Below are 22,044 nucleotides of genomic sequence, written 5' to 3' on the forward strand. Positions count from 1 at the left end.
TATCTTTGCCCGCTGAATGGCTTGAACTAACTATGAATGAAAAACGTGATATAAGAGCGCTTAGTAAAGAGGAACTGCGTACTTTTTTTAAAAATAAAGGAGACCAAGCTTTTCGTGGTAATCAGGTGTACGAATGGTTGTGGCAAAAGGGGGTTCATAGCTTTGAGGCGATGACGAGCTTGCCCAAAGCTACCCGTGAAATGCTGGAAGCGGAGTTTGTAATCAACCATATAAAGGTGGATGTGATGCAACGCAGCGATGATGGTACTATAAAAAACGCTGTACGCTTGCACGATGGGCTGCTGGTAGAATCGGTATTGATACCTACCGATACGCGCACTACGGCTTGTGTATCGAGCCAAGTGGGCTGTAGCTTGAACTGTTCGTTTTGTGCTACGGCGCGCCTTAAGCGTATGCGTAACTTGCTGGCTGATGAAATATATGACCAAGTGCGTGTGATTGATGAGCAAAGTAGGGCTTTTTTTGGCAGACCGCTTACCAATATCGTCTTTATGGGTATGGGCGAACCGCTGATGAATTATAACAACGTGCTGAAGGCAATTGATAAAATTACTTCGGCGGATGGGCTTGGAATGTCGCCAAAACGCATTACGGTTTCTACTTCGGGGGTACCCAAATTGATAAAAAAAATGGCAGATGATCAGGTGAAGTTTAAATTGGCAGTATCTTTGCATTCAGCTATCAAAAGTGTTCGTACTAGCATAATGCCTTTCAATGAGCAGTTTCCGCTGGAAGAGCTTCGTGAGGCTTTGCAGTATTGGTATCAGAAAACGCGCAACCGGATTACTTATGAATATGTGGTGTGGAAGGGCATTAACGACCAGCGCAAAGATGTGGAGGCACTTATAAAATTCTGTAAATTTGCTCCTTCTAAGGTAAACCTCATAGAGTATAACCCTATTGATGATGGTGATTTTCAGCAAGTAGCACCAGAGGCTTTGCAGCTTTACCAACAGCTTCTTGAGGAGGCAGGCATTACGGTAACGGTGCGGCACTCACGCGGCAAGGATATAGATGCCGCTTGTGGTCAGTTGGCAAATAAAGGACAAAATAAATAACAAAAGGATAACAATTATATTTATGGATATATTTTTGATAAAAGCGGCTCAGCTGTTACTGAGTCTTTCGATTTTGGTGATTCTGCACGAAATGGGTCACTTTATACCTGCAAAACTTTTCAAAACAAGAGTAGAGAAGTTCTTCCTATTCTTTGATGTGAAGTTTGCCCTTTTCAAAAAGAAAATAGGAGAGACAGTATATGGTATTGGCTGGCTTCCGCTGGGTGGCTATGTAAAAATAGCGGGAATGATTGATGAGAGTATGGATAAGGAACAGATGGCACAACCTCCTCAGCCTTGGGAATTTAGGTCGAAACCTGCGTGGCAACGCTTGCTCATTATGATAGGAGGGGTAACGGTGAATTTGCTGTTGGGTTTCTTTATCTATACAATGATTTTATTTGTGTGGGGGCAAAAGCAGTTGTACGCTGATGGGGTAAAACAAGGGTTTGCTATATCGCGTACGTTGCGTGCTTACGGCTTGCAAAATGGTGATATTATTACAGCTGTAAATGGTAAAAAATTAGAAAATTTGGTAGACGCCAATAAGTATATTTTATTGCGCGGAGCTACTCAGCTAGAGGTGTTGCGCCAAGATGGTACTGCTCATCGCGTATCGCTTCCCGATACATTGGGGAAAACGCTTTTTATGCGTGGTGAAACTTCGCCTGTAACGATGAAAACTTTGCCTATCATAGATACTGTAGTGGCAGGAATGCCTGCCGAAAGAGCAGGCTTGCGCAAGGGTGATAAGATTTTGGCTATTGGTGGTGAACCTATCTATTATTTTTCGGATGTATCGCCTGCAATTAATTTGGTGGGTAATACTCATTCTATTCCTTTTACTATTGAGCGCGAGGGTGTGCGTATGGAACTGAAGGTTGTGCCTAATGGTGATAAAAAAATAGGTGTATCGGGCTTTCAAAGCGAAGGTGAAGTACATTTTACTAATAGGCAATATGGTTTGGGTGAGGCTTTGGCGCACGGCGTACAATATGGCTATGATGTGCTGCGTGATTATGTATCGCAATTCAAGTTTATATTTACCAAAAAAGGTGCTAGTGAATTGGGGGGCTTTGGTACTATAGGGAAACTTTTCCCTGAGAGCTGGAATTGGCTGGCTTTTTGGCATATTACGGCTTTCCTTTCGATAGCTTTGGGGGTAATGAATATTTTGCCAATACCTGCCTTGGATGGTGGGCACGTGGTGTTCTTACTCTACGAGATGATAAGTGGCAGAAAACCAAGCGAAAAGGTTTTGGAATATGCTCAAATGGTGGGGTTTGTAATTTTGGTAGCACTACTGCTCTACGCTAATGGTAGTGATTTGGTACGAGCCGTACGGGCGTATCTTTAAGGACTAAACACTAAATACTAACGACTAACGATGGATTTTGAGCGTATAAAGGAGAAATTAGCCATATTGGCTGATGCGGCAAAATATGATGTGTCGTGTGCGAGCAGTGGTGCTAATAGGAAAGGCAAAAAAGGTGCGCTGGGTAATACGGCTTCTTTTGGTATTTGTCATTCATTTACAGAAGATGGTCGTTGTATTTCGCTACTGAAGATTTTGCTTACCAACCATTGTATTTACGATTGTGTGTACTGTGTGTCGCGGCGTACAAACGATATTGCTCGCGCTGCCTTCACCGTGCAAGAGGTGGTGGATTTGACAATCAACTTTTATCGTAGGAATTATATAGAGGGGCTTTTTCTTAGTTCGGGTGTGTTTAAAGACGCTGATACTACAATGGAGCGCTTAGTGAGGGTGGCTAAAAAATTGCGTACGGAGGAGCGTTTTAATGGATATATCCACTTGAAAACGATTCCCGGTGCTAGTGAACATCTGATACGCGAGGCAGGACTTTATGCCGATAGGCTTTCTATCAACCTTGAAATTCCTACTAAAGAGGGGCTCAAACTGCTTGCTCCTGAGAAGAATCACGACCAAATGGTGGCTCCGATGCGCTTTGTGAAGAACGAATTGGCAATACAATCGGTAGAAAAGATGAAATACAAGCATACGCCTACTTTTGCCCCTGCAGGACAGAGTACGCAAATGATTGTAGGAGCTACTGACGAAACTGACCAGAAAATTATAGATGTGGCAAGCTATATGTACGGCAAACTGCAGATGAAGCGTGTGTATTATTCGGGCTATGTGCCTGTACTAGAGGATAGTAGATTGCCTTCTATCCATACACAGGTGCCTGTGGTGCGCGAAAATAGGCTTTACCAAGCCGATTGGCTAATGCGTTATTACGGCTTTGCTCCTAATGAATTGCTTGACCCTGCTCATCCTTTTTTGGATTTGGAGATAGACCCGAAACTGGCGTGGGCTTTGCGTCATCAGGATTTTTTTCCGATAGATGTGAATACGGCTCCTCGTGAATGGCTACTTCGGATTCCTGGTGTGGGCGTACGCGGTGTAGAACGTATCTTGGCTACACGGGTATTTCAGAAACTGACATACTATCACTTGAAACAGATGGGAATAACACTTAGCAGGGCGAAGTATTTTATTACTTGTAGCGGTGCAATGCCTATAGCGGGAACTATGGAGGGGGTAAAACTACGACAACTATTGCTCAGTAAAGGGGGTAGTAAATATAAGGGTCTTTTTACGGGACAACTGTCTTTGTTTGATTGAGTTATGGTTCAGTTGCAATATGATGGTTCGTTTGAGGGCTTGCTAACAGCGGTGTTTGTGGTATATGAATACGGCTATAAGGAGGTGGATATTAAGCCTGAAGGTGCTGCAACTACTTTGCTTTTTGGTGAAGAGGAAACAATATATACCGATGCCGACAAGGCTTGGCGTGTGTTGCATAAAGTGGAACAGCGTTGGGGCAAGGCGGGGGTGGCTATACTGCTAAGGGCTTTTCTTTCGGCTGAAACACAGATAGAAAATCATATATTAGAAGCAATACGACTGATGGTGCGTATGCCTGAAATGAATGTATTAGAGAATTTTGGACATCAGGCTATAGCTCATATACAAAAGGCAGCCAAGAGCGTGTCGCGCGAGGTGCATAGAATGAAAGAATTTGTGCGCTTTGAAAGGGTGGGCGAGGTGTATTTTGCACAACTTACCCCTCAGTATGATGTGTTGCCACTGGTGATACCTCATTTTAAGAATAGATTTTCTGACCAACAATGGATAATCTACGACCTTCGCCGGTGTTATGGCTTTGTATACGACTTGGAAAAGGTTACAACTTTTACTCCTGCCAATAAGCAGTTTGGCAAACTTATTGAACGTGCTACTGATGTGTATGAACAGCTTTGGAAGACTTATTTTCGGCATATCAATATTGTTGAGCGTAAGAATAGTAAGTACCAAATGAGAAATATGCCCAAGCGATATTGGCGCTACCTGACAGAGCTAAAAGATTGATTGAAAAATGAAAAAATATATAATTTTACTACTAATGCTGTTGAACGTTGGTTTGTTGCCAGCGCAAACACTTGCTAAGATACGTAGTGCTTATACCACAGCAGCTGATAGTGAGGCGAATGCGGTTGCATTTGAAACCCTAATGGCACAAAATGTATCAACCGATGGGTTGCTAACTGCTTATAAGGGTGCAAGCAAGGTGATACTAGCTAAATATAAAAAGAATCGTATCGCTTTGCTGAAAGAGGGGAAGCCTCTGATAGAGGAGGCTATTGCAGGGCAGCCTGATAATGTTGAGCTGCGGCTCATCAGGCTAAGTGTGCAAGAAAATTTGCCAAAAATAGTGCCTTATCGCAACCATATTGCTGAGGATAAGGCGTTTATCATTGCAAACTACGAAAGATTACCACTTGATGTTCGGCACTATGTGGCGGGGTATATAAAAAAATCAAAAGAATTTACAGCAGCTGATAAAAAGGCTTTGGGCTTATGAATTATTGCGTACTGATACCTACTTATAATAACGATCGTACACTCACACGTGTGATTGAGGGGGTGCTAAAACACACTCCTAACATTATCGTGATTAACGATGGCGCTACTGATAGTACGGCTTTGCTGTTGAAAAACTATCATCAGCTGGAGGTGATTACTTTGCCGGCTAATAGAGGTAAAGGCAACGCTTTGCAAGTGGGCTTTGAAAGGGCACGTGAGCTGGGTTATGAGTATGCTTTGACGATAGACTCGGATGGGCAACATTACCCAGAAGATATAGAGGTTTTCCTTCAGGCACAAGCACAAGCTACAGAACCTACTCTTTGGGTGGGTAGCCGCAATATGCAACAGGAGGGAGTGCCTAAAAAGAGTAGTTTTGGGCATTGGTTTTCTAACTTTTGGTTTCAGTTTGAAACGGGCGTAAAACTCACAGATACACAGTCGGGGTATAGGATGTACCCCTTAAGGCTTATACCTAAACGTTACTACAGCAAGAAGTTTGAATTTGAAATAGAGGTGCTGGTGCGAAGTAGTTGGCGAGGTGTGCCGCTAAAAAATGTGCCTGTGCAGGTACTTTATGACCCTGCAGAAAGAGTGTCGCACTTTCGCCCTGTGCGTGATTTTTTGCGTATCAGTGTGCTGAATACGATATTGGTGCTGATAGCTCTTTTTTATATTAAGCCGCGTGATTTTATACGAGGCTTTAGGAAGAAAAGCTTTAAACGATTTATAAAGGAAGATGTGCTTGAGAGTGATAGCAGCGATGAGGTGAAGGCTTATTCAGTAGCATTGGGGCTTTTCTTTGGTTTGTCGCCTTTATGGGGGTTGCAGACAGTACTGACACTTGCTTTGGCTGTTTTTCTAAAACTGAATAAGACTTTGGCTTTTGTGTGTTCTAACGTAAGTATTCCGCCAATGATACCGGTGCTTATGCTTGCCTCAATGAAAGTGGGTAGTTTTTTTGTAGGAGGTGAAGTGCTTCCTCGCACTACTGACTTTACTATGGACTATGCCAAAGAATTTATAAAAGATAATCTTTTGCAGTATTTGGTAGGAAGTGCTATCCTTTCTACTACTGTGGCAATAACTTTAGGAATGCTTACCTATCTTATGCTGAAACTGAGTAGCAAAAAAAGGTAGCTAACGCGAGAACTTACAGAGTTCATCAACAGTAATATTGAACACTTCGGCATATTGTTGTAGCGTTTTGGCAGATAGTTTTTTGAAAACAGAAGGTTTGGCGTGTCGTTTTATAATCCACTGCCAGCGATGCATAGCGCTAGCAAGTACCGCCCAGTCCATACGATTGAGCAACATATAATAGGGAATAGGGCTGCTAATGCCGTTTTCCATAGCTGTTTTGGCTTGCGCTATCTGTTCGTTTAGTAGTGCAAATGAGGCTTCTAAAGCTATGTTTTTCACTTCCCATCCTGCACTTAAGCAGGTAGTATAATTGCCATTGGTATCGGTGGCATAGCATAGTTCTTTTATATCGCCCAGTGCGCCCTCTTGCTGAGGTACTTCATTTTCTTTCATAAGGATAAGTTTTTAATTACTAAATTGAGTTCGGCAGTAGCCAAAAGGGTAGATTGTTCATAAGTACTGCACTTCATAGCGCAGAGGGTATAGTCTTCTGTATCTATTTGTGAAAGTAGCGTAGCTTCGGTGCGTATGGTTTGCCCCTCTATAGGTAGTTTGTATATTTCACTCTTTTTTATAGTGCTTATGTACCCTATCAAATTAGGTTGCTCGTGTTGCTCATAAATAAACTGCCCAACAATAGCCGAGCAGGTTTGTGCCATATTTTCTATCAATCCTATTTCGGCAAAAACTCCCTTAGCAACAAAAATGCAAGAGCTGCTTATAGTAAATTCGGTAACTACGTGTGTACTGCTGATATTTGTAATAGTATCAACCATTTGCATCGGAGCTCGGTGGGGCAGATATTGCTGTATAGGGATATTCATTGTAGTAATATTTAGGGAGTGGAAGCCAAAACTGTTTTCATTTCGCCTTCGGCTATAAGGGTGTTGTTACTAAAAGTTTGTATTGCTACGAGGGTAACATCCATAAATTCTTGAATAATTTTCAGTTCAGTGCGCAGAGCTTCGCCCACTATAGGCAAGCGATATATACTGATATGCTTTATGGCTCCTATATAGCCCATTGGGGCTGGTTTTTGCTGCAAATAGTGATAATACCCCTTGTGCAATGCGATGCTTTGGGCAATATGCTCTATAAGCCCGCTTTCTAAGAACCTTCCTTGCTGCACGAAAAGGTTATCAGCTGTAAGGCTCAGCCCTGTTACACCTGTAGTAGGGGTATATTCCCAAAGCGCATCTACCATTACTATTGGCGAACGTTGTGGGATAAGGCTTAATACATCAGCAATATCAGTAATAGGTAATTCCATAAACGTTTGAATATTAAAGATTATACAACTCTTAAAAAAGCATAGGAGTATGAAAATCTACCACTTTCAGGTACTGATAGTAGTATGGTATCACCCGTTTTCAGTTTGCCAGATTGCATTAGGGCTTCCAACATCAAGTAAGCAGATGCAGAGCCTACATTGCCTACTTCAGGCAGGTTTATAAACCAACGTTCTAGCGGAATATCAATACCCACTCCCTTGAGCGCCTCATACAAGCGTTCTTTGAAGTAACAAGACGATATATGCGGCAGAAAATAGGTAATATCCTCAGCTACAAGCTGGTGTTTGTGTAAGGTAGCACGCATACTTTCAGCTCCTTTCACCAATATATTTTCATTGAGCAGCTTTACATCTTGCTTGATAGCAAAAACAGACTCTTGTAGCCACGCTTCAGCGGTGTATTCACTCCATCCCTTCAAGCTGCCGTCTTCCAACTTATCCCCTCCTGCATACATACAAGCCTCTAACTGATGCGCATACGAATAAGCGTCCATCCACTCTATAAGCAAAGCCCCTTCACGAGGTTTGTTTTCCAATAAAAATGCACCCGCACCATCGGACAGCATAAAGCGCAAGAAATCTTTCTTAAAAGCGATGACAGGTTGCGCTTCCAATTCGGCTAATAATTGTACTTCATTTTCGTATTTATCGGCACGCAACCACGCCGATACGCGTTCAGAACCCGTACATACCGCATTGGTACTATTGCCCGATTTTACCGATAAATACCCAAACTTCAAGGCATTCATACCTGAATTGCATACCCCCGATGAGGCATTCAGCTCTACCGAGTGCCCTCCTAAAAGCCCGTGTACCATTGCACTATGCGAAGGCAACAGCACATCAGGAGTAGAAGTGCCACACGAAAGCACTTCAATAGCCTCCCACGGCACATCACTGCTCATTAGGTTTTTTACAGCCAAAGCAGTAAGCTGAGCATTGCTATGAGTAGGATTACCCTCAGCATCAAGCGCATAATAACGCTTTAGAATACCATTATTGCGCAGCACAATACGCCGTGCCTTCGAGGCATTCTGATTGATAAGCCCTAAATAAGACTCCATTTGCTCATTACCAATAGGGTCGTTAGGTAAATATTTACTTGCTTTTGTTATATAAACGTTCATAAAACACTATTCAAAAATGTCATTATTCTTCTATTGGAGTCATTTTGATTAAATCAAGAAACATCAATCTTGTATCTTCAAGCTCATCTTTGTTAGTTAAAAATCTAAACCCTATTTTCTCATAGAAAGGTAATGCTTGTTTGTATGCATCTACTAATAGCAATCTACAAGCTTGCTTTGTATTTAGTTCTAAGCAATCTTTTATAATATTGTTGATAAATATACTTCCCAACCCCTTTCCTTTATAGGTTTTATCAATTGCTAAGCGACCTATTTTTACTGCAGGGATGTTTTTTAAATGCCGCTTTGAGTGGGGAACTAACTTTAGAAAATTTTTATATTGACTTTTAGATAAAAACAAGTTCTCTTCCACACGAAAACCATCACTCAATACGCTATAATACCCCAAAGTACGTTCACTACTTTCAAGAATAAAAGTAGTAGCAAGCATTTGTTCTTTGTAAGGAATAGCTTCATTAAACAAAAAATCGTTTAAATCCTCATCTTCACAATCAAAAGGCTTAATTATATGCCCTTCTGTAAGCAAAAGAAAAGTTAAATCTTCTGCATTATTTTTCTCCATTTCTTCCATTAGGCTTAAATATAGATTTTAAATAGTTAGCATCAGCCTCTATTTTTTTAATATCAAATTTAATTCCTTTTTCTTTTAGGTAGGCATCATAGTTTTCTATTTTATCCCAAAAAGCCTCTGCCTCTTTTCCTACCAAAGTAGGGGTAGGTTTTATCTCTCTTGCCATAATCTTTAATTTTTTAATTATTACTGATTACCCTTTTTACGTCCCGCTCCACTTTCCAAAAAAATAGCGGATATGTAAGCCAATACAGCAACCATACTACAGGCATCAGTACCCAAATAGCTATATATAAGTAGTAATGAAAGCACTTTAGCAACAGTTTGCGCCGTTTGCTACCATAAATCATTTTTGCCCATATTCCAAAGAGGCGATTTGCCTTTTTTTCTGCCGAAATCAAAAAACGCCTGTAATGCACCCCTCCATTAGCAACTATTTCCTCTTGAAGCCCTGTGTAATTACCTGTTACTAAGTGAGCAGCAATAAGTTTGCCATACACACTCGCTCCTTGTATATCTTTGGCAGAAACCCCTGCTTTTGGGAAAATACCAAGATAACGCCTATTTTTATCCCCCGAAAAAAGCCATTGTACAATTGTGATAACGCTAATGTGATTGTGATGCCTATCCGTCAGAGCAATATTGCCCACCAAATGCGCCCCACAATCAGCCAAAAGCAGCTTAACCTTCTCTTGCGCCATAACCCACATATTTCGTGTACCCGATATAGTAATCACAGGCTTATCTCGCAATAACTTCCTGCCTGCTTCACTTCGTAAAAAAGAATTAATAGGAATGGAAGGCGATAAATACCACACTTGGTAACCCAAAATCACCAAATCGTAATTATCGGAAGGCATTTCAAAAGGTTGCAGAGGCTGTGCAATTTGCAAAAACGACTCAGGAAAAGCCCCAAAGAAAGCTTCATCTGTCCAAGGAAAAGGAAAACCCTCAATTGTATCAATAGCCAAATAATCTACAGCAACACCCTCTATAGGCTGCAACAAACTATCTATAATCTCCTTTAGTTGCCCCGACTGGCTGTAATATACCACTAAAATACGCTTCACTGCTCCCAAAAATTAAAATAGTTAAACCACTGTAGTGGATACTTTCTAAGCATCTGCTCCATACTATCCGTATAAGCCTCCAATAGCGACTCAGCATCTGCTTTTTTCACCTCTGCAACCCGCGCATAAAGATGATAGTGCAACCCCTTTTCCTTCATTACATATACAAATACAACAGGCACTTTCAGTCGCGAAGCTATCACAAAAGGACCTGCTGGGAAAATAGCTTCTGCACCCAATAAGCGCCCTTTTAGCGACCTACCCCCCTCAAAATAACGATCCCCTGTAAAGCATACAATATTTTTATGAGCAATTACATCGTTTATTTCAAATATATGCGACATATCAGGTTTTACATAAATGTACTGATTCAACGACTTGCGCTCCGTTATACCCTCCAAATACTCCTTAATTACCGAACGCTCCATATCAGTAGTAATCGTACTAATTTGCAATTTTAGGTCTATCTTTCTGAAAAAAGGTTCAGCAATTTCAAAATTACCAATATGAGCAGAAATCAAAACCCCACCTTGTTGCTCTTCTAGTAGTTTGAATAAAAGCTCCTGTCCGTCAAAATCAAAAGTAAATTTATGCTCTAGTCCAGCTAAAATAGCAATTTTATCAATGATAATCTGTCCAAAAGTAAAGTAGCTTAAGTACAGCGAACCAATAGTTTTAGCCAACGAATACCCCAGCCTATGCCTAAAGTAATAGAACATAAAGCGGTTAGACTGCCATTCGGTGAGAAAGTAATAAAAAGCAACAAAAATCAGTAACGAATAAGCCGCATAAATACCCAAATGCCTCATCAAGAAAACAAAGATACGGTAGCCAAGTACCGTACCTTTTGATTTTCCTTGCCATTTGGTAGTTGTATTACTATTGTGCATTCACTTTTTCTTCTAAAGTAGTATAAAAGTCAGCAAAAGTAACAATCTTTTTAAAATCATTTTCTACCAACTTCACCCCCAATTCTTCTTCAATAATTACTACCAAATCTACATAATCAAGGCTATCAAGCCCCAAGCCTTCACGAAAATCAGCTTCAGGACTTATTCGCGTAGCCTCCACCTCAAACTCTTCTACAAAAATACGAGTAGTAATTTCAATAATTTCTTGTTTGCTCATTCTCAATATTTATATATTTATTAGTCTCTATTCACTTGTTTTCACTTTTTCCCAAGTATCTTTCAGTCCCACAGTTTTGTTGAACACAAGGTTCCCATTTTTGCTATCGGCATCTATGCAGAAATAGCCAAGACGCTGAAACTGAAGCGTCTCACCTGCCTTAGCGGTAGTTAAGCTGGGCTCTACATAGGCGGTTACTACTTTTAGCGACTCAGGGTTTATATAATTCAAGAAACTATCTTCTTGGCGGTCAGGTTCCGCTATAGTGAAAAGACGGTCGTACAGACGCGCTTCAGCAGCTACTGCGTGCTTTATCGATACCCAGTGCAGCGTACCTTTCACCTTACGCATACTCGCCTCCGTGCCACTACCACTGCGGCTATCAGGGTCGTAAGAGCAATGTATTTCAGTGATGTTGCCCTCTGCATCTTTCACCACACTCTCGGCTTTGATAATATACGCATTTTTTAGGCGCACTTCACCCCCCAACTTCAGTCTAAAGTATTTTTTATCAGCTTCTTCGCGGAAGTCATCACGCTCTATATACAGCTCTCGGCTAAAAGGCACTTTGCGGTAAGTCATAGGGGTTACTTCAGGGTTATTTTCAGCCTCCAACCACTCTTCTTGTCCTTCAGGATAGTTGGTAATCACTACCTTCACGGGGTCAAGTACTGCCATCACACGGTTAGCTTTCTTGTTGAGGTCTTCGCGCACACAAAACTCCAACAGCGACACATCTATCAAGTTTTCACGCTTAGCAATACCGATAGTATCGGCAAATTTTCGTATAGATTCAGGAGTATAGCCACGCCTGCGCAATCCCGAAATAGTAGGCATACGAGGGTCGTCCCAGCCAGCTACATATTTTTCAGTAACCAATTGCAATAGCTTGCGCTTGCTCACAATCGTATGGCTGAGGTTGCGGCGTGCAAACTCACGTTGTTTAGGTCTCACACTTCCCCTCTGTTTGGAGTGTGCTCCTTCCTCCCCTTGGGGCGAGGGGATTACTTGGTCTAAAAACCAATCGTACAATTCCCTGTGAGGTAAGAACTCCAGCGTACAGAGCGAATGTGATATTTGTTCAAGATAATCACTTTCTCCGTGAGCCCAGTCATACATAGGGTAAATATGCCATTTATTACCTGTGCGGTGGTGCGAAGCATTCATAATGCGATAAATAATAGGGTCACGCATCAGCATATTAGGCGAAGCCATATCTATTTTGGCACGAAGCACATAAGTTCCATTGGCAAACTCACCATTTTTCATACGCTCAAACAGCGCAAGGTTTTCTTCAGGTGAAGTATTTCTATACGGACTATCACTACCCGGTACAGTAGGCGTACCTTTTTGGGCAGCTATTTCTTCCGAAGTTTGTTTATCTACATAAGCCTTCCCTTGCTTTATGAGCATTACAGCCCAGTCATATAACTCTTGAAAATAGTCGGAGGCGTAGCATTCTTTATCCCATTGAAAACCCAGCCACTGCACATCGCGCCGGATAGCATCTACATACTCCTGTTCCTCCTTGCTTGGATTAGTATCGTCAAAACGAAGGTTTACAGGAGCATTGTATCGCAATCCAAGTCCAAAATTTAAGCAAATAGAGCTCGCGTGCCCCAAGTGCAAGTAGCCATTAGGTTCAGGTGGAAAGCGAAAACGCAAAGCATTAGCAGGGAAGCCCCCAGCAAGGTCTTCTTCAATAATATTTTCTATAAAGTTATTAGCGCGTTGTTCTTTTATTTCTTCGGTCATTTTTAGTATATGTGTTAGTCGTTAGAAATCGTCATCAAATCGAGGAACATTTGTCGTACCTCCTCATTTTCATCATTTTTAGAAATATATTGAAACCCAAATCTTTCATAAAAAGGAAAAGCCTGTCGATAAGCATCTACTGTTATCAACCGACAAGCTTGATTTTTATTAAAAGCGATGCAATCACTTATTATATTTTGAAGTATCATACTCCCCAAGCCTTTGCCTTTGTAAGATTTATCAACCCCCAAACGACCGATTTTCAAGGAAGGAATACTTTTTAAATGTCGTTTAAGATGCGGCAATAATCCACCTACAAATTTTTTATATTGACTTTTTGAAGGAAATAGCTCTTCTTTTATTTGCATAGTATCATTCAGCAGGCTATAAAATCCCAAAGTTCGTTCACTATTTTCTACAATAAAAGTAGTAGCAAGCATTTGTTTTTGGTAGAGAATAGCTTCGTTAAACAAAAAATCATTCAAATCTTCGTCTTCACAATCAAAAGGTTTAATGATATGGTCGTCTGTGAGCAACAAAACAGTAAAGTTTTCAGAATTACTTGTTTTCACTTTTTTCTTCTTCTTTTTTGAAAAATGATTTAAAATATTTAGCACTTTCCTCCATTTTTTTACGACTGAGTACGATGCCTTTTTCTTTTAGATATTGGGGATAAGTCTCTAATTTTATTAAAAAATCAATAGCGTCTTGCCCTTCAAGTACCGGAGTAGGTTGTATTTCTCTTGCCATAATATTTAAATGTTATCAATTAGGGGATTTCCCTCCTCTTTACAAAGTGCAAAGGTAGTAATAATTTAGTGAATTAGCAAATAAAATCTATTTCCCTTCATTACCGCCAATTCAAAATTCAGAGTTCAAAACTTCATCGAACGATAGCTGAAGATAAGGGGAAGATAAGGGGAAGATAAGGGGAAGATAAGGGGAAGATAAGGGAACCTTTATTGTGTGTCGGGGACAGCTTTGCCCAAGATAATAGCCGCAGCCATTGCTACATTCAGGCTTTCGGTGCGTTGGTGTTTGCTAAAGCGCGGAATATACAACGAACTATTGCCCAAAGCAGCTACTTCAGCACTTACCCCGTTAGCCTCATTCCCCAAAACAACGATAAAATCATCAGGAAAAGAAGTGCTGTACAACCCCGAACCATTCTTAACATCTGTTACATAAACCGACATACTAGTAGTTGCCAAAAAGCCTGCCAAATCAAGGTAATGCACCGCTACACGTGTGAGCGAACCCATAGAGGCTTGCACTACCTTAGGATTGTAACAATCTACCGTACCATAGCTACAAAGGAGCGTTTCCACCCCAAACCAATCGCATAGCCTGATAATAGTACCCAAATTGCCAGGGTCTTGTATATTGTCTAAAGCAACGATTACTCCTTCTTGCAAAATACCCTTATGTTTGGGTTGCCGAAAAACAGCTAAGCCCTCATCAGGATTTTGCAATCCACTAACCTTACGAAGTTCATCTTTGCTTACCAAGGTAACAGGGCAATCAGCAGGCATACTACTAAAAACATCAGTTCCCAGCAAGAGTTGCGGCTCGTAGCCGGCTTGCAGGAACTCAAGGATACTTTTTTTACCCTCTACAACAAAAAGCTGCAACTCATTACGATATTTTTTTTGTTGTAGTTTTTGTATAAGTTTAATTTGATTTTTGCTAAGCATAAAAAGAAATTGAGTGATAGATTGCAAAGATAATTATTTTTTTGTATTTTTGCCTTAAAATTAAAGCTACTTTTATAATCTGTTTTAAATAAAGAAGATAAGGGAATTATGAATTTTGAATTATGAATTTTGAATTGTGGGAGCTATGGGAGCAATGAGAGCAATGAGAGCAATGAGAGCAATGAGAGCAATGGGAGTAATGGGAATTTTGAATTTTGAATTGGGCACAAGCTGCAAGCTTGCGCCAGCGGGGGGCGTATATTACTTATTATCAAAGAATTAGTTCTTGATTTAGCAGAGATTCTTGAGATACCTTTTGAAGAACTAATAACAAAAATAATATCTGAAAATAAGCAACTTATGAAATGGATTAATTTGAATCCCTTATCTGAAGCAGCTTAGAACAACTTGCGAAACTTAAATAATTTATATTATTCTTTAAAATGAAACATATTATAATCACATTATTACTTTTTGGACTTACATTTTCCGTAAAGGCACAAGTTTATTTAGGTGAAACGGATAGTATTATTGTAAAAAGATACTATTATAGAGATAAAGAATTGTCTCGTATTGGTTCTACAGAAGATAAGAAAGATATTTTTGAGGAGTTATCTTCAAAAGAACTAACTCACAAACAAGAAAAAATATTACGCCAAAAATTAAAACAAAAGAAAAGTTTTTATCATCAAAGAGCTTTATTAAATCATTTTAATATAAGTGTTCTCATCTACAAAGATGGAGCAAAAGTTTTTAAAATTAATTATTCTTCTTTAACAAACAACTTAACTATCTATAAAAGGGTAGATGAAGATGACTATGATTATATATATAAAGGGCAAGCCACCCCATACTTATATCGCTTTTTAAATAAATTATAACTATGTCAAACCCAATTACAGACAATACCAATTCTGTTAAGAACAGAGTACTAAAGGTATGGCGTGCCCAGTGAAATGAAATGGGTTTTTCACGAATGATGTTACAATCTTTCATCATCTTTTAGCCGAAAATTGAAGCTACTTTTATAATCTGTTTTAAATAAAGAAGATAAGGGAATTCTGAATTTTGAATTTTGAATTTTGAATTGGGTACAAGCTGCAAGCTTGCGCCAGCGGGGGCAGTGGGAAACTATACGAAAACATTATTTATTAAAATAAATTTCTTATGAGGAAAATATTATTATACATTGTAGTATTAACAATAAATTATATGATGGCACAAGAAAATAAAAATTCTTTAAAAGATACAATTATGTTCGAAAAATTTGATTTTAACCTATGGAATACAAGGTACAAAGATTTCGAGAAAGATCCTAAATATGGGGGGTATTACAAATTAAAAGATGGTTCTTCTTTTCGTCCTATGTATGGAGGAGAGAACTATACCTTTTATGATGTAATTCCTCCCTTACCTGCCTATTATCATTGTTTTTATGATTATTATGGAAATGGAAATCTTAAAGCCTATGGTAAATACGCAGGTATGCAGGTAGTAAAAATAGGTGTTTGGCATTACTTTGATGAGAATGGCAAAGAAACTCAGGTGAATGAAGAAGCAAAATTAGGTAAATGGACATTTAATGCTATTTTAGAGGTATTGCATAAAGATGGCGTTATTGATCTCTACACAGGTAAAAATAGGGATTGGCATAAATTATATATTGAATTTAAAAATAATAATAGAAAGGTAGCTGTTATCGTTTTTAAAGAAAGAATAGATGTTTTGATAGATACCTATTACGAATATATTTTTAATTGTAAAACAGGAAAATATACTCGTGAGGAGTACGAACGTTATAACGAAAATGCTATGGATATGCCTACACTGCCTCCTCTAAAAAATAGCAAAAAGAATAAACAACGAAGAAAGAATATATTAATGCTGTTGCGTTGATTTTTAATTTTTTGTTATAAGACATTGTTTATCAGTACTTTATGTCTGTTTTATTTTTTTGACATTTGAATTGAGTTAAATTTGCATTTTTATATAAGTGCAATGAACTCAGGAAAATACGTTTTTCTATGGCTTAATGGACAAAATTCAGGCTAAAAAATTACCTTTGCAGCGATTTTGAATTTTGAATTTTGAATTGAGCGCAAGCTGCAAGCTTGCGCCAGCGGGGTTTAAACACGTTTAGTAACAAGAATTGCATAAAACAATGAAAAAAAGAATATTGATTATTTTATTTCTATACATCTCTTCGCCTTTAAAAGCACAGGACTCTATACATTTAATAGATGTATTGCTTAATTTTTGCTCAGAAGCAACCAAAGAAGAGCCTTCAGAAGAAAAAATACTTTATATTTTTCAGAGTATACCCTCTGAAAAGATAAATTTTCTTCCCATAGAAAAGAAGAATAACTTAGCAGGATTCGCCAAAGAAAAAATAGTTTATGCTAATTTAAAAGGGGATGAATATGATGGTGAAGCATCACTAATTTTTTATAAAAAAGGAGATAAAAAAGTATATACATTAGATTTATCTATCCATAGTAGGTATGATGTAATAAAAGGGAAAGTCTGTTATGATAAGACTAAATACCTTATTTCCTTTCCTGAATTAACAGAAAAATTAGGAAATATTTTCTATGATTCTGTTTTTCAAGCTAAAGACACCAAAAGGAGTAACTATATTTATCAGAATCCGCAAACACATAAAAAAATGGTGTTTTCCATCAAATCTTATAATCCTCCCGAAGCAACGTACAATATTATATATCGTATTGAAATAAGAGATATTTCTTTCTTTGATGAAGTCTCTTTGAAAAAAGATAAGTTTTATATAAAAGATTGATATTTAAAAATTACCCCTGTGGGTGGAATTGGCGTAGTAATCAAAAAATATTTTTGTGTATATTATTATTTTTTCATAATTTTGCAACCGCTAAACGTATTATAGATATAATAGATAATATAATAAAAAAATATGGGTTTTTTTGACTTCCTTACTGAAGAAATTGCTATTGACTTAGGGACTGCCAATACTTTGATCATTCATAATGATAAAGTGGTAGTAGATAGCCCCTCAATTGTAGCCTTAGATAGAAATACTAAAAAAATTATAGCCGTAGGGCAAGAAGCTCGCATGATGCAGGGTAAAACACACCCTAGTATCAATACCATACGTCCGCTAAAAGACGGGGTTATCGCCGATTTTGACGCTTCTGAGCAGATGATTAGTATGCTCATCAAGAGTATTCCTGCGCTCAAAAAACGATTCTTTTCACCTTCATTGCGTATGGTGGTATGTATCCCTTCGGGTATTACTGAAGTGGAAACTCGTGCTGTAAGAGAATCTTGCGAACGTGTAAATGGTAAAGATATTTATCTTGTGCACGAGCCTATGGCTGCTGCCATTGGTATAGGGCTGGATATTATGCAGCCTAAAGGGAATATGATTATCGATATAGGTGGAGGGACTACCGAAATTGCCGTGATTGCTCTTGGCGGTATTGTGTGCGATAAATCTGTGAAAATTGCGGGGGACATCTTCAACTCGGATATAGTGCATTATATGCGTACCCAGCACAACTTGTACGTAGGCGAAAGTACTGCCGAAAATATCAAAATAAGTGTAGGTGCTGCTACCGAAGATTTAGAAGCGCCACCTGAAGATATGATGGTGCAAGGGCGCGACTTGCTTACCGGAAAACCTAAACAAGTGCAAGTGTCTTATCGCGAAATGGTAAAAGCTCTTGATAAATCAATCTTGCGTATTGAAGATGCTATTATGGAAACTCTTTCGCAAACACCTCCTGAATTGGCTGCTGATATCTATAATACAGGTATCTATATGGCTGGTGGAGGGGCTATGCTTCGCGGATTGGACAAGCGTATTTCTCTAAAAACAGACTTGCCCGTGTATGTAGCCGAAGACCCTTTGCGCGCTGTAGTACGCGGTACAGGTATCACCCTCAAAAATATTAGTAAATTTAAAAGTATATTGCTGAAATAGTCGTTAGTCATTAGGGATTAGTCATTACTCGTTAGTATATCGTAATCTAACGACTAATGGCTAAGAACTAACGGCTAAAACATAACTATGAATCAAATAATACAGTTTTTTATACGCACACGTGATTTTTTTCTGTTTTTAGTGTTGTTTGCAGTGTCATTAGGATTTGTATTTAGTAGCAATTACTATTCACAGAGTGCTTATATCAACTCGGCTAATGCTATTAGCGGTAATCTTTACGCTTTTAGCAATTATTGGTCGAGTTACTTTCATTTGCGTACAGAAAACGAAGCTCTTACTGAAGAAAATAAAGCGTTGCGCTCACGCTTGTTACAGCTGGAAAACAAACTTAAAAACCTACCGCTGCCTGATTCACTTTCGGTAGTGCAAACCGATAAAGTGAAGTATAAAATTTTTAAGGCAAATGTGATAAAAAACAGCTATCGTTTGCACAAAAACTACCTCACTATTGATAGGGGAAGTAATGATGGAGTGCGCCAAGATATGGGGGTGCTTTCACCTCGTGGGGTGGTGGGCATCGTAGAGCATACCTCTGGCAGATTTGCTACAGTGCAAAGCGTACTGAACAGCAAATCGGCACTTAATGCAATGATAAAACGCACAGAACATTTTGGCTCATTGCGCTGGAATACCCAGCAGCCTAATGTAGTACAATTATTAGAAGTGCCTAATATAGCGCCTATACAAATGGGGGATACTATTGTAACGGGCGGAATGTCGAATATATTTCCAAAAGGTATTCCTATAGGTAAGATAGTACATTACGAACGCAGCAAGTTTGATAACACTTATATAATTGATGTACTGCTATTTACCGATATGACGAACTTGAATTATGTGTATATTATAGAGGATATAGATAGAGAGGCTATCAAAGAATTAGAAAAACAAGACGCACAATGAATCACCCATTAGTAAAGAATACCTTTTTATTTATAGTATTGGTGCTTTTGCAGGTGCTATTGTTCAACAATGTAGCCTATTGGGGGTATGTAAACCCAATGATATACATAGTATTTTTGTTGGTAGCACCTTATCAGGAAAACCGTACTGTGTATTTGCTGTCGGCTTTTTTCTTAGGAATTACGATAGATGTTTTTTCAAATACAGGAGGTTTGCACGCTGCCAGCAGTGTATTGATAGCCTACTTGCGCTCGCCAATACTTCATATAGTGTTTGGCAAGAATTTTGAGTATCAAGATTTGGATTTGCTGGCATATCCGTTTACAAAAGTCTTTAGCTATACAACCTTGATGGTGGTACTGCATCATTTGCTATTCTACTTTTTAGAAGTGTTTAACTTCAATCATTTGTTTATAACGATTGTAAAAATAATAGGAGCTTCAGTATTTACCATCATAGTGTGTTTGCTATACATTTATTTGTTTAGTAAAAGTAAAAAATGAGGAAATACTTATTACCTGCTGTTATTATATTTTCTGCAACAGTAATATTGTTGCGGCTTTTCTTCTTGCAGGTTGTTTTTTACAATGAAGCTACTTCAGGTATAGATAATATTGCCATAGAAACTGTGTATGATTACCCCGAAAGGGGCTATATTTACGACCGCAATGGTGAGCTGCTGGTATCCAATCAGCCTGCCTATGACGTAATGGTAATTCCAAGTGAGGTAAAAGGGCTTGATACACTCGAGTTGTGCTCTTTATTAGAACTTGGCAAAACAGAATTTGCAGATCGCTTGCAAAAAGCAAAAGATTATTCACGCAAAAAACCTTCAGTAATAGTACATCAGCTTTCTAATAACGATTATGCTAAATTGCAAGAAAAGTTGCGTAAGTTTAATGGATTTTACATTCAGAAACGTATGTTGCGCAGCTATCGCACTCATAATGCGGGGAATGTGTTGGGCTACATCAGTGAGGTGAATGAGTGGGAATTAAAGAAAAACCCTTATTACTTGGCGGGTGAGCTTATCGGGCGCAGTGGGGTAGAAAAACAGTACGAAGAGTTCTTGCGAGGCAAAAAAGGAGTGCAGTACTTTCAAAAAGATAAGCACAACGCGGCTATAGAACGTTATAAAAATGGTGCTTTGGATACCTTGCCACAAATGGGCAAACCTTTGCAACTTACGATTGATATAGGATTACAGGCTTATGGCGAACTGCTGATGAACCACAAACACGGAGGCATCGTGGCAATAGAGCCTAAAACGGGCGAGATTTTAGCTTTGGTATCGGCACCTACCTTTGATCCTGCTTTATTGGTAGGGCGTGAACGTTCTAAAAACTATACAGATTTATTCAACGACTCTATAGGTAAACCTCTTTACGACCGTACCCTCTTGGCAGAATATCCACCTGGTTCGCCTTTCAAGGTAGTCAATGCTCTGATAGGGCTACAAGAAAAAGTCATTACTCCCCAAAGTGTGTTTAGCTGCGGTGGAGGTTATCGCTATGGGGGTCATATTATGCGCTGCCACTGTGGGCGCGGTGCCAATGACCTATTGCACGGAATCGCGCTGTCGTGCAACGCTTATTTTGCCAATACTTATAAACGGGCAATAGATATGCGCACAAGTTCGCAAGTGGGTATGGATCAGTGGAATAAACACGTGCGCAGCTTTGGTTTGGGCGGTTTCTTGGGGAGTGATTTGCCTACCGGTAGACCTGGCAAAGTGCCTAATACAGCTTTGTACGACAAACAATATGGCGTAGGGCGATGGAATGGTACTTCCAACATTTCTAACGCTATTGGGCAAGGCGAAATACTTACTACCCCCTTGCAGCTTGCCAACGTAATGGCTGCCATAGCTAATAAGGGCTACTTCTTTACGCCTCATATTGTAAAGCAAATTGATAATAAAATAACACCTTTTCAGGAATACACAGTAGCTAAGCACACTACAATAGAGTCTCAGTATTTTGACCCTATTATTAAGGGTATGAATATGGCGTATTTGCAAGGTACTGCAAGGCGCACTCAGATAGATGGCATAAATATTGCTGCCAAAACAGGAACTGCCGAGAACTTTATCAGGGTGAATGGCAGGCGTATGCAGCTTACCGACCACTCTATATTTGTGGCTTTTGCCCCCGTAGAAGACCCTAAAATAGCCATCGCAGTATTTGTAGAAAATGGTTATTACGGGGCACGTGTAGCAGGTCCTATAGCTTCGCTAATGATAGAAAAATATCTGAAAGGGGAGGTGTATAGGTGTGATTTTGAACGACAAATGATTGAGAAAAGCTTAGAACACGAATATTTGAAACCTTATAGTGGTCAGCGGTTTAGTATTAATCAGTAAAAAGAGTAACTATGGAAATTACACAACTA

At 39.2% G+C, this 22,044-nt stretch carries 26 protein-coding genes; 13 read left to right on the plus strand and 13 right to left on the minus strand.

What is annotated here, in order from left to right; genetic code table 11:
* Window positions 1-32 precede the first annotated feature (32 nt).
* From rlmN to J4N46_RS02185, 6 genes are read left to right on the plus strand one after another with little or no spacing between them, the layout of a single operon-like run.
* On the plus strand, window positions 33-1,079 hold the full coding sequence (gene rlmN, locus J4N46_RS02160; protein ID WP_208057958.1) for a 23S rRNA (adenine(2503)-C(2))-methyltransferase RlmN: 1,047 nt from the start codon (window positions 33-35) through the stop codon (window positions 1,077-1,079).
* Between the two features lie 22 nt (window positions 1,080-1,101).
* Window positions 1,102-2,436 (plus strand): RIP metalloprotease RseP, encoded by a 1,335-nt coding sequence (gene rseP, locus J4N46_RS02165; RefSeq protein WP_208057960.1) that lies wholly within the window; start codon window positions 1,102-1,104, stop codon window positions 2,434-2,436.
* Window positions 2,437-2,466: 30 nt separating this feature from the next.
* Window positions 2,467-3,729 (plus strand): putative DNA modification/repair radical SAM protein, encoded by a 1,263-nt coding sequence (locus J4N46_RS02170; protein WP_208057962.1) that lies wholly within the window; start codon window positions 2,467-2,469, stop codon window positions 3,727-3,729.
* A 3-nt stretch (window positions 3,730-3,732) separates the two neighbouring features.
* Entirely contained in the window at window positions 3,733-4,476 is a 744-nt protein-coding gene (locus J4N46_RS02175) for a TIGR03915 family putative DNA repair protein (RefSeq protein ID WP_208057963.1), read from the plus strand.
* 7 nt (window positions 4,477-4,483) lie between these two features.
* Window positions 4,484-4,969 carry a hypothetical protein gene (locus J4N46_RS02180; RefSeq protein ID WP_208057964.1) on the plus strand — a complete coding sequence of 162 codons (486 nt, stop codon included), beginning with the start codon at window positions 4,484-4,486 and terminating at the stop codon, window positions 4,967-4,969.
* The gene (locus J4N46_RS02185; protein WP_208057965.1) at window positions 4,966-6,111 is read left to right on the plus strand and encodes a DUF2062 domain-containing protein; all 1,146 of its coding nucleotides are present in this window, start codon (window positions 4,966-4,968) and stop codon (window positions 6,109-6,111) included. Before J4N46_RS02180 ends, J4N46_RS02185 begins: the two co-directional genes overlap by 4 nt.
* Here J4N46_RS02185 and J4N46_RS02190 read toward each other — a convergent pair whose 3' ends face one another.
* The 13 genes from J4N46_RS02190 to J4N46_RS02250 all read right to left on the minus strand — a co-directional run bounded on the left by J4N46_RS02190 (window position 6,112) and on the right by J4N46_RS02250 (window position 14,771).
* A complete protein-coding gene (locus tag J4N46_RS02190; protein ID WP_208057966.1) occupies window positions 6,112-6,507 on the minus strand; it encodes a hypothetical protein in 396 nt (131 codons plus the stop codon).
* Window positions 6,504-6,938 carry an acyl carrier protein gene (locus J4N46_RS02195; RefSeq protein ID WP_208057968.1) on the minus strand — a complete coding sequence of 145 codons (435 nt, stop codon included), beginning with the start codon at window positions 6,936-6,938 and terminating at the stop codon, window positions 6,504-6,506. Before J4N46_RS02195 ends, J4N46_RS02190 begins: the two co-directional genes overlap by 4 nt.
* Window positions 6,939-6,949: 11 nt before the next feature.
* Window positions 6,950-7,384: a hypothetical protein gene (locus J4N46_RS02200; RefSeq protein ID WP_208057973.1), complete on the minus strand. Its 435-nt coding sequence runs from the start codon at window positions 7,382-7,384 to the stop codon at window positions 6,950-6,952.
* A gap of 20 nt (window positions 7,385-7,404) precedes the next feature.
* Window positions 7,405-8,532: a beta-ketoacyl-ACP synthase III gene (locus J4N46_RS02205; protein WP_208057978.1), complete on the minus strand. Its 1,128-nt coding sequence runs from the start codon at window positions 8,530-8,532 to the stop codon at window positions 7,405-7,407.
* Between the two features lie 22 nt (window positions 8,533-8,554).
* The gene (locus J4N46_RS02210) at window positions 8,555-9,124 is read right to left on the minus strand and encodes a GNAT family N-acetyltransferase (RefSeq protein ID WP_394369217.1); all 570 of its coding nucleotides are present in this window, start codon (window positions 9,122-9,124) and stop codon (window positions 8,555-8,557) included.
* Window positions 9,102-9,290, minus strand: coding sequence for a hypothetical protein (locus J4N46_RS02215; RefSeq protein WP_208057979.1), 189 nt, complete (start codon window positions 9,288-9,290; stop codon window positions 9,102-9,104). Before J4N46_RS02215 ends, J4N46_RS02210 begins: the two co-directional genes overlap by 23 nt.
* A gap of 13 nt (window positions 9,291-9,303) precedes the next feature.
* Window positions 9,304-10,194, minus strand: a complete 891-nt coding sequence (locus J4N46_RS02220) for a dialkylrecorsinol condensing enzyme DarA (protein WP_208057980.1) — start codon at window positions 10,192-10,194, stop codon at window positions 9,304-9,306.
* Window positions 10,191-11,084 carry an LpxL/LpxP family acyltransferase gene (locus J4N46_RS02225; protein ID WP_208057981.1) on the minus strand — a complete coding sequence of 298 codons (894 nt, stop codon included), beginning with the start codon at window positions 11,082-11,084 and terminating at the stop codon, window positions 10,191-10,193. The genes J4N46_RS02220 and J4N46_RS02225 overlap by 4 nt, the downstream gene beginning before the upstream one ends.
* On the minus strand, window positions 11,074-11,322 hold the full coding sequence (locus tag J4N46_RS02230; RefSeq protein WP_208057982.1) for an acyl carrier protein: 249 nt from the start codon (window positions 11,320-11,322) through the stop codon (window positions 11,074-11,076). The genes J4N46_RS02225 and J4N46_RS02230 overlap by 11 nt, the downstream gene beginning before the upstream one ends.
* Before the next feature lie 27 nt (window positions 11,323-11,349).
* Window positions 11,350-13,077, minus strand: a complete 1,728-nt coding sequence (locus tag J4N46_RS02235; RefSeq protein ID WP_208057983.1) for a glutamine--tRNA ligase/YqeY domain fusion protein — start codon at window positions 13,075-13,077, stop codon at window positions 11,350-11,352.
* 14 nt (window positions 13,078-13,091) lie between these two features.
* Window positions 13,092-13,649 carry a GNAT family N-acetyltransferase gene (locus J4N46_RS02240; protein ID WP_288898283.1) on the minus strand — a complete coding sequence of 186 codons (558 nt, stop codon included), beginning with the start codon at window positions 13,647-13,649 and terminating at the stop codon, window positions 13,092-13,094.
* Window positions 13,636-13,827: a hypothetical protein gene (locus J4N46_RS02245; RefSeq protein ID WP_208057984.1), complete on the minus strand. Its 192-nt coding sequence runs from the start codon at window positions 13,825-13,827 to the stop codon at window positions 13,636-13,638. Before J4N46_RS02245 ends, J4N46_RS02240 begins: the two co-directional genes overlap by 14 nt.
* Window positions 13,828-14,036: 209 nt before the next feature.
* Window positions 14,037-14,771: a TrmH family RNA methyltransferase gene (locus J4N46_RS02250; protein ID WP_009415670.1), complete on the minus strand. Its 735-nt coding sequence runs from the start codon at window positions 14,769-14,771 to the stop codon at window positions 14,037-14,039.
* A gap of 443 nt (window positions 14,772-15,214) precedes the next feature.
* Here J4N46_RS02250 and J4N46_RS02255 point away from each other — a divergent pair, with 443 nt between their 5' ends.
* The 7 genes from J4N46_RS02255 (at window position 15,215) to mrdA (ending at window position 22,015) form a co-directional block, all read left to right on the plus strand.
* Window positions 15,215-15,652, plus strand: coding sequence for a hypothetical protein (locus J4N46_RS02255; protein ID WP_208057985.1), 438 nt, complete (start codon window positions 15,215-15,217; stop codon window positions 15,650-15,652).
* A gap of 373 nt (window positions 15,653-16,025) precedes the next feature.
* The gene (locus tag J4N46_RS02260) at window positions 16,026-16,667 is read left to right on the plus strand and encodes a hypothetical protein (protein WP_236013569.1); all 642 of its coding nucleotides are present in this window, start codon (window positions 16,026-16,028) and stop codon (window positions 16,665-16,667) included.
* A gap of 265 nt (window positions 16,668-16,932) precedes the next feature.
* Window positions 16,933-17,568: a hypothetical protein gene (locus J4N46_RS02265; RefSeq protein ID WP_208057987.1), complete on the plus strand. Its 636-nt coding sequence runs from the start codon at window positions 16,933-16,935 to the stop codon at window positions 17,566-17,568.
* A 132-nt stretch (window positions 17,569-17,700) separates the two neighbouring features.
* The gene (locus J4N46_RS02270) at window positions 17,701-18,729 is read left to right on the plus strand and encodes a rod shape-determining protein (RefSeq protein WP_009415034.1); all 1,029 of its coding nucleotides are present in this window, start codon (window positions 17,701-17,703) and stop codon (window positions 18,727-18,729) included.
* Between the two features lie 87 nt (window positions 18,730-18,816).
* Window positions 18,817-19,653, plus strand: coding sequence for a rod shape-determining protein MreC (gene mreC / locus J4N46_RS02275; protein WP_208057988.1), 837 nt, complete (start codon window positions 18,817-18,819; stop codon window positions 19,651-19,653).
* Window positions 19,650-20,156 carry a rod shape-determining protein MreD gene (locus tag J4N46_RS02280; RefSeq protein ID WP_208057989.1) on the plus strand — a complete coding sequence of 169 codons (507 nt, stop codon included), beginning with the start codon at window positions 19,650-19,652 and terminating at the stop codon, window positions 20,154-20,156. The genes mreC and J4N46_RS02280 overlap by 4 nt, the downstream gene beginning before the upstream one ends.
* Window positions 20,153-22,015, plus strand: a complete 1,863-nt coding sequence (gene mrdA, locus J4N46_RS02285; RefSeq protein WP_009415031.1) for a penicillin-binding protein 2 — start codon at window positions 20,153-20,155, stop codon at window positions 22,013-22,015. The genes J4N46_RS02280 and mrdA overlap by 4 nt, the downstream gene beginning before the upstream one ends.
* Window positions 22,016-22,044 lie beyond the last annotated feature (29 nt).

It is taken from the genome of Capnocytophaga bilenii, from assembly GCF_017565765.1.
Lineage (GTDB): Bacteria > Bacteroidota > Bacteroidia > Flavobacteriales > Flavobacteriaceae > Capnocytophaga > Capnocytophaga bilenii.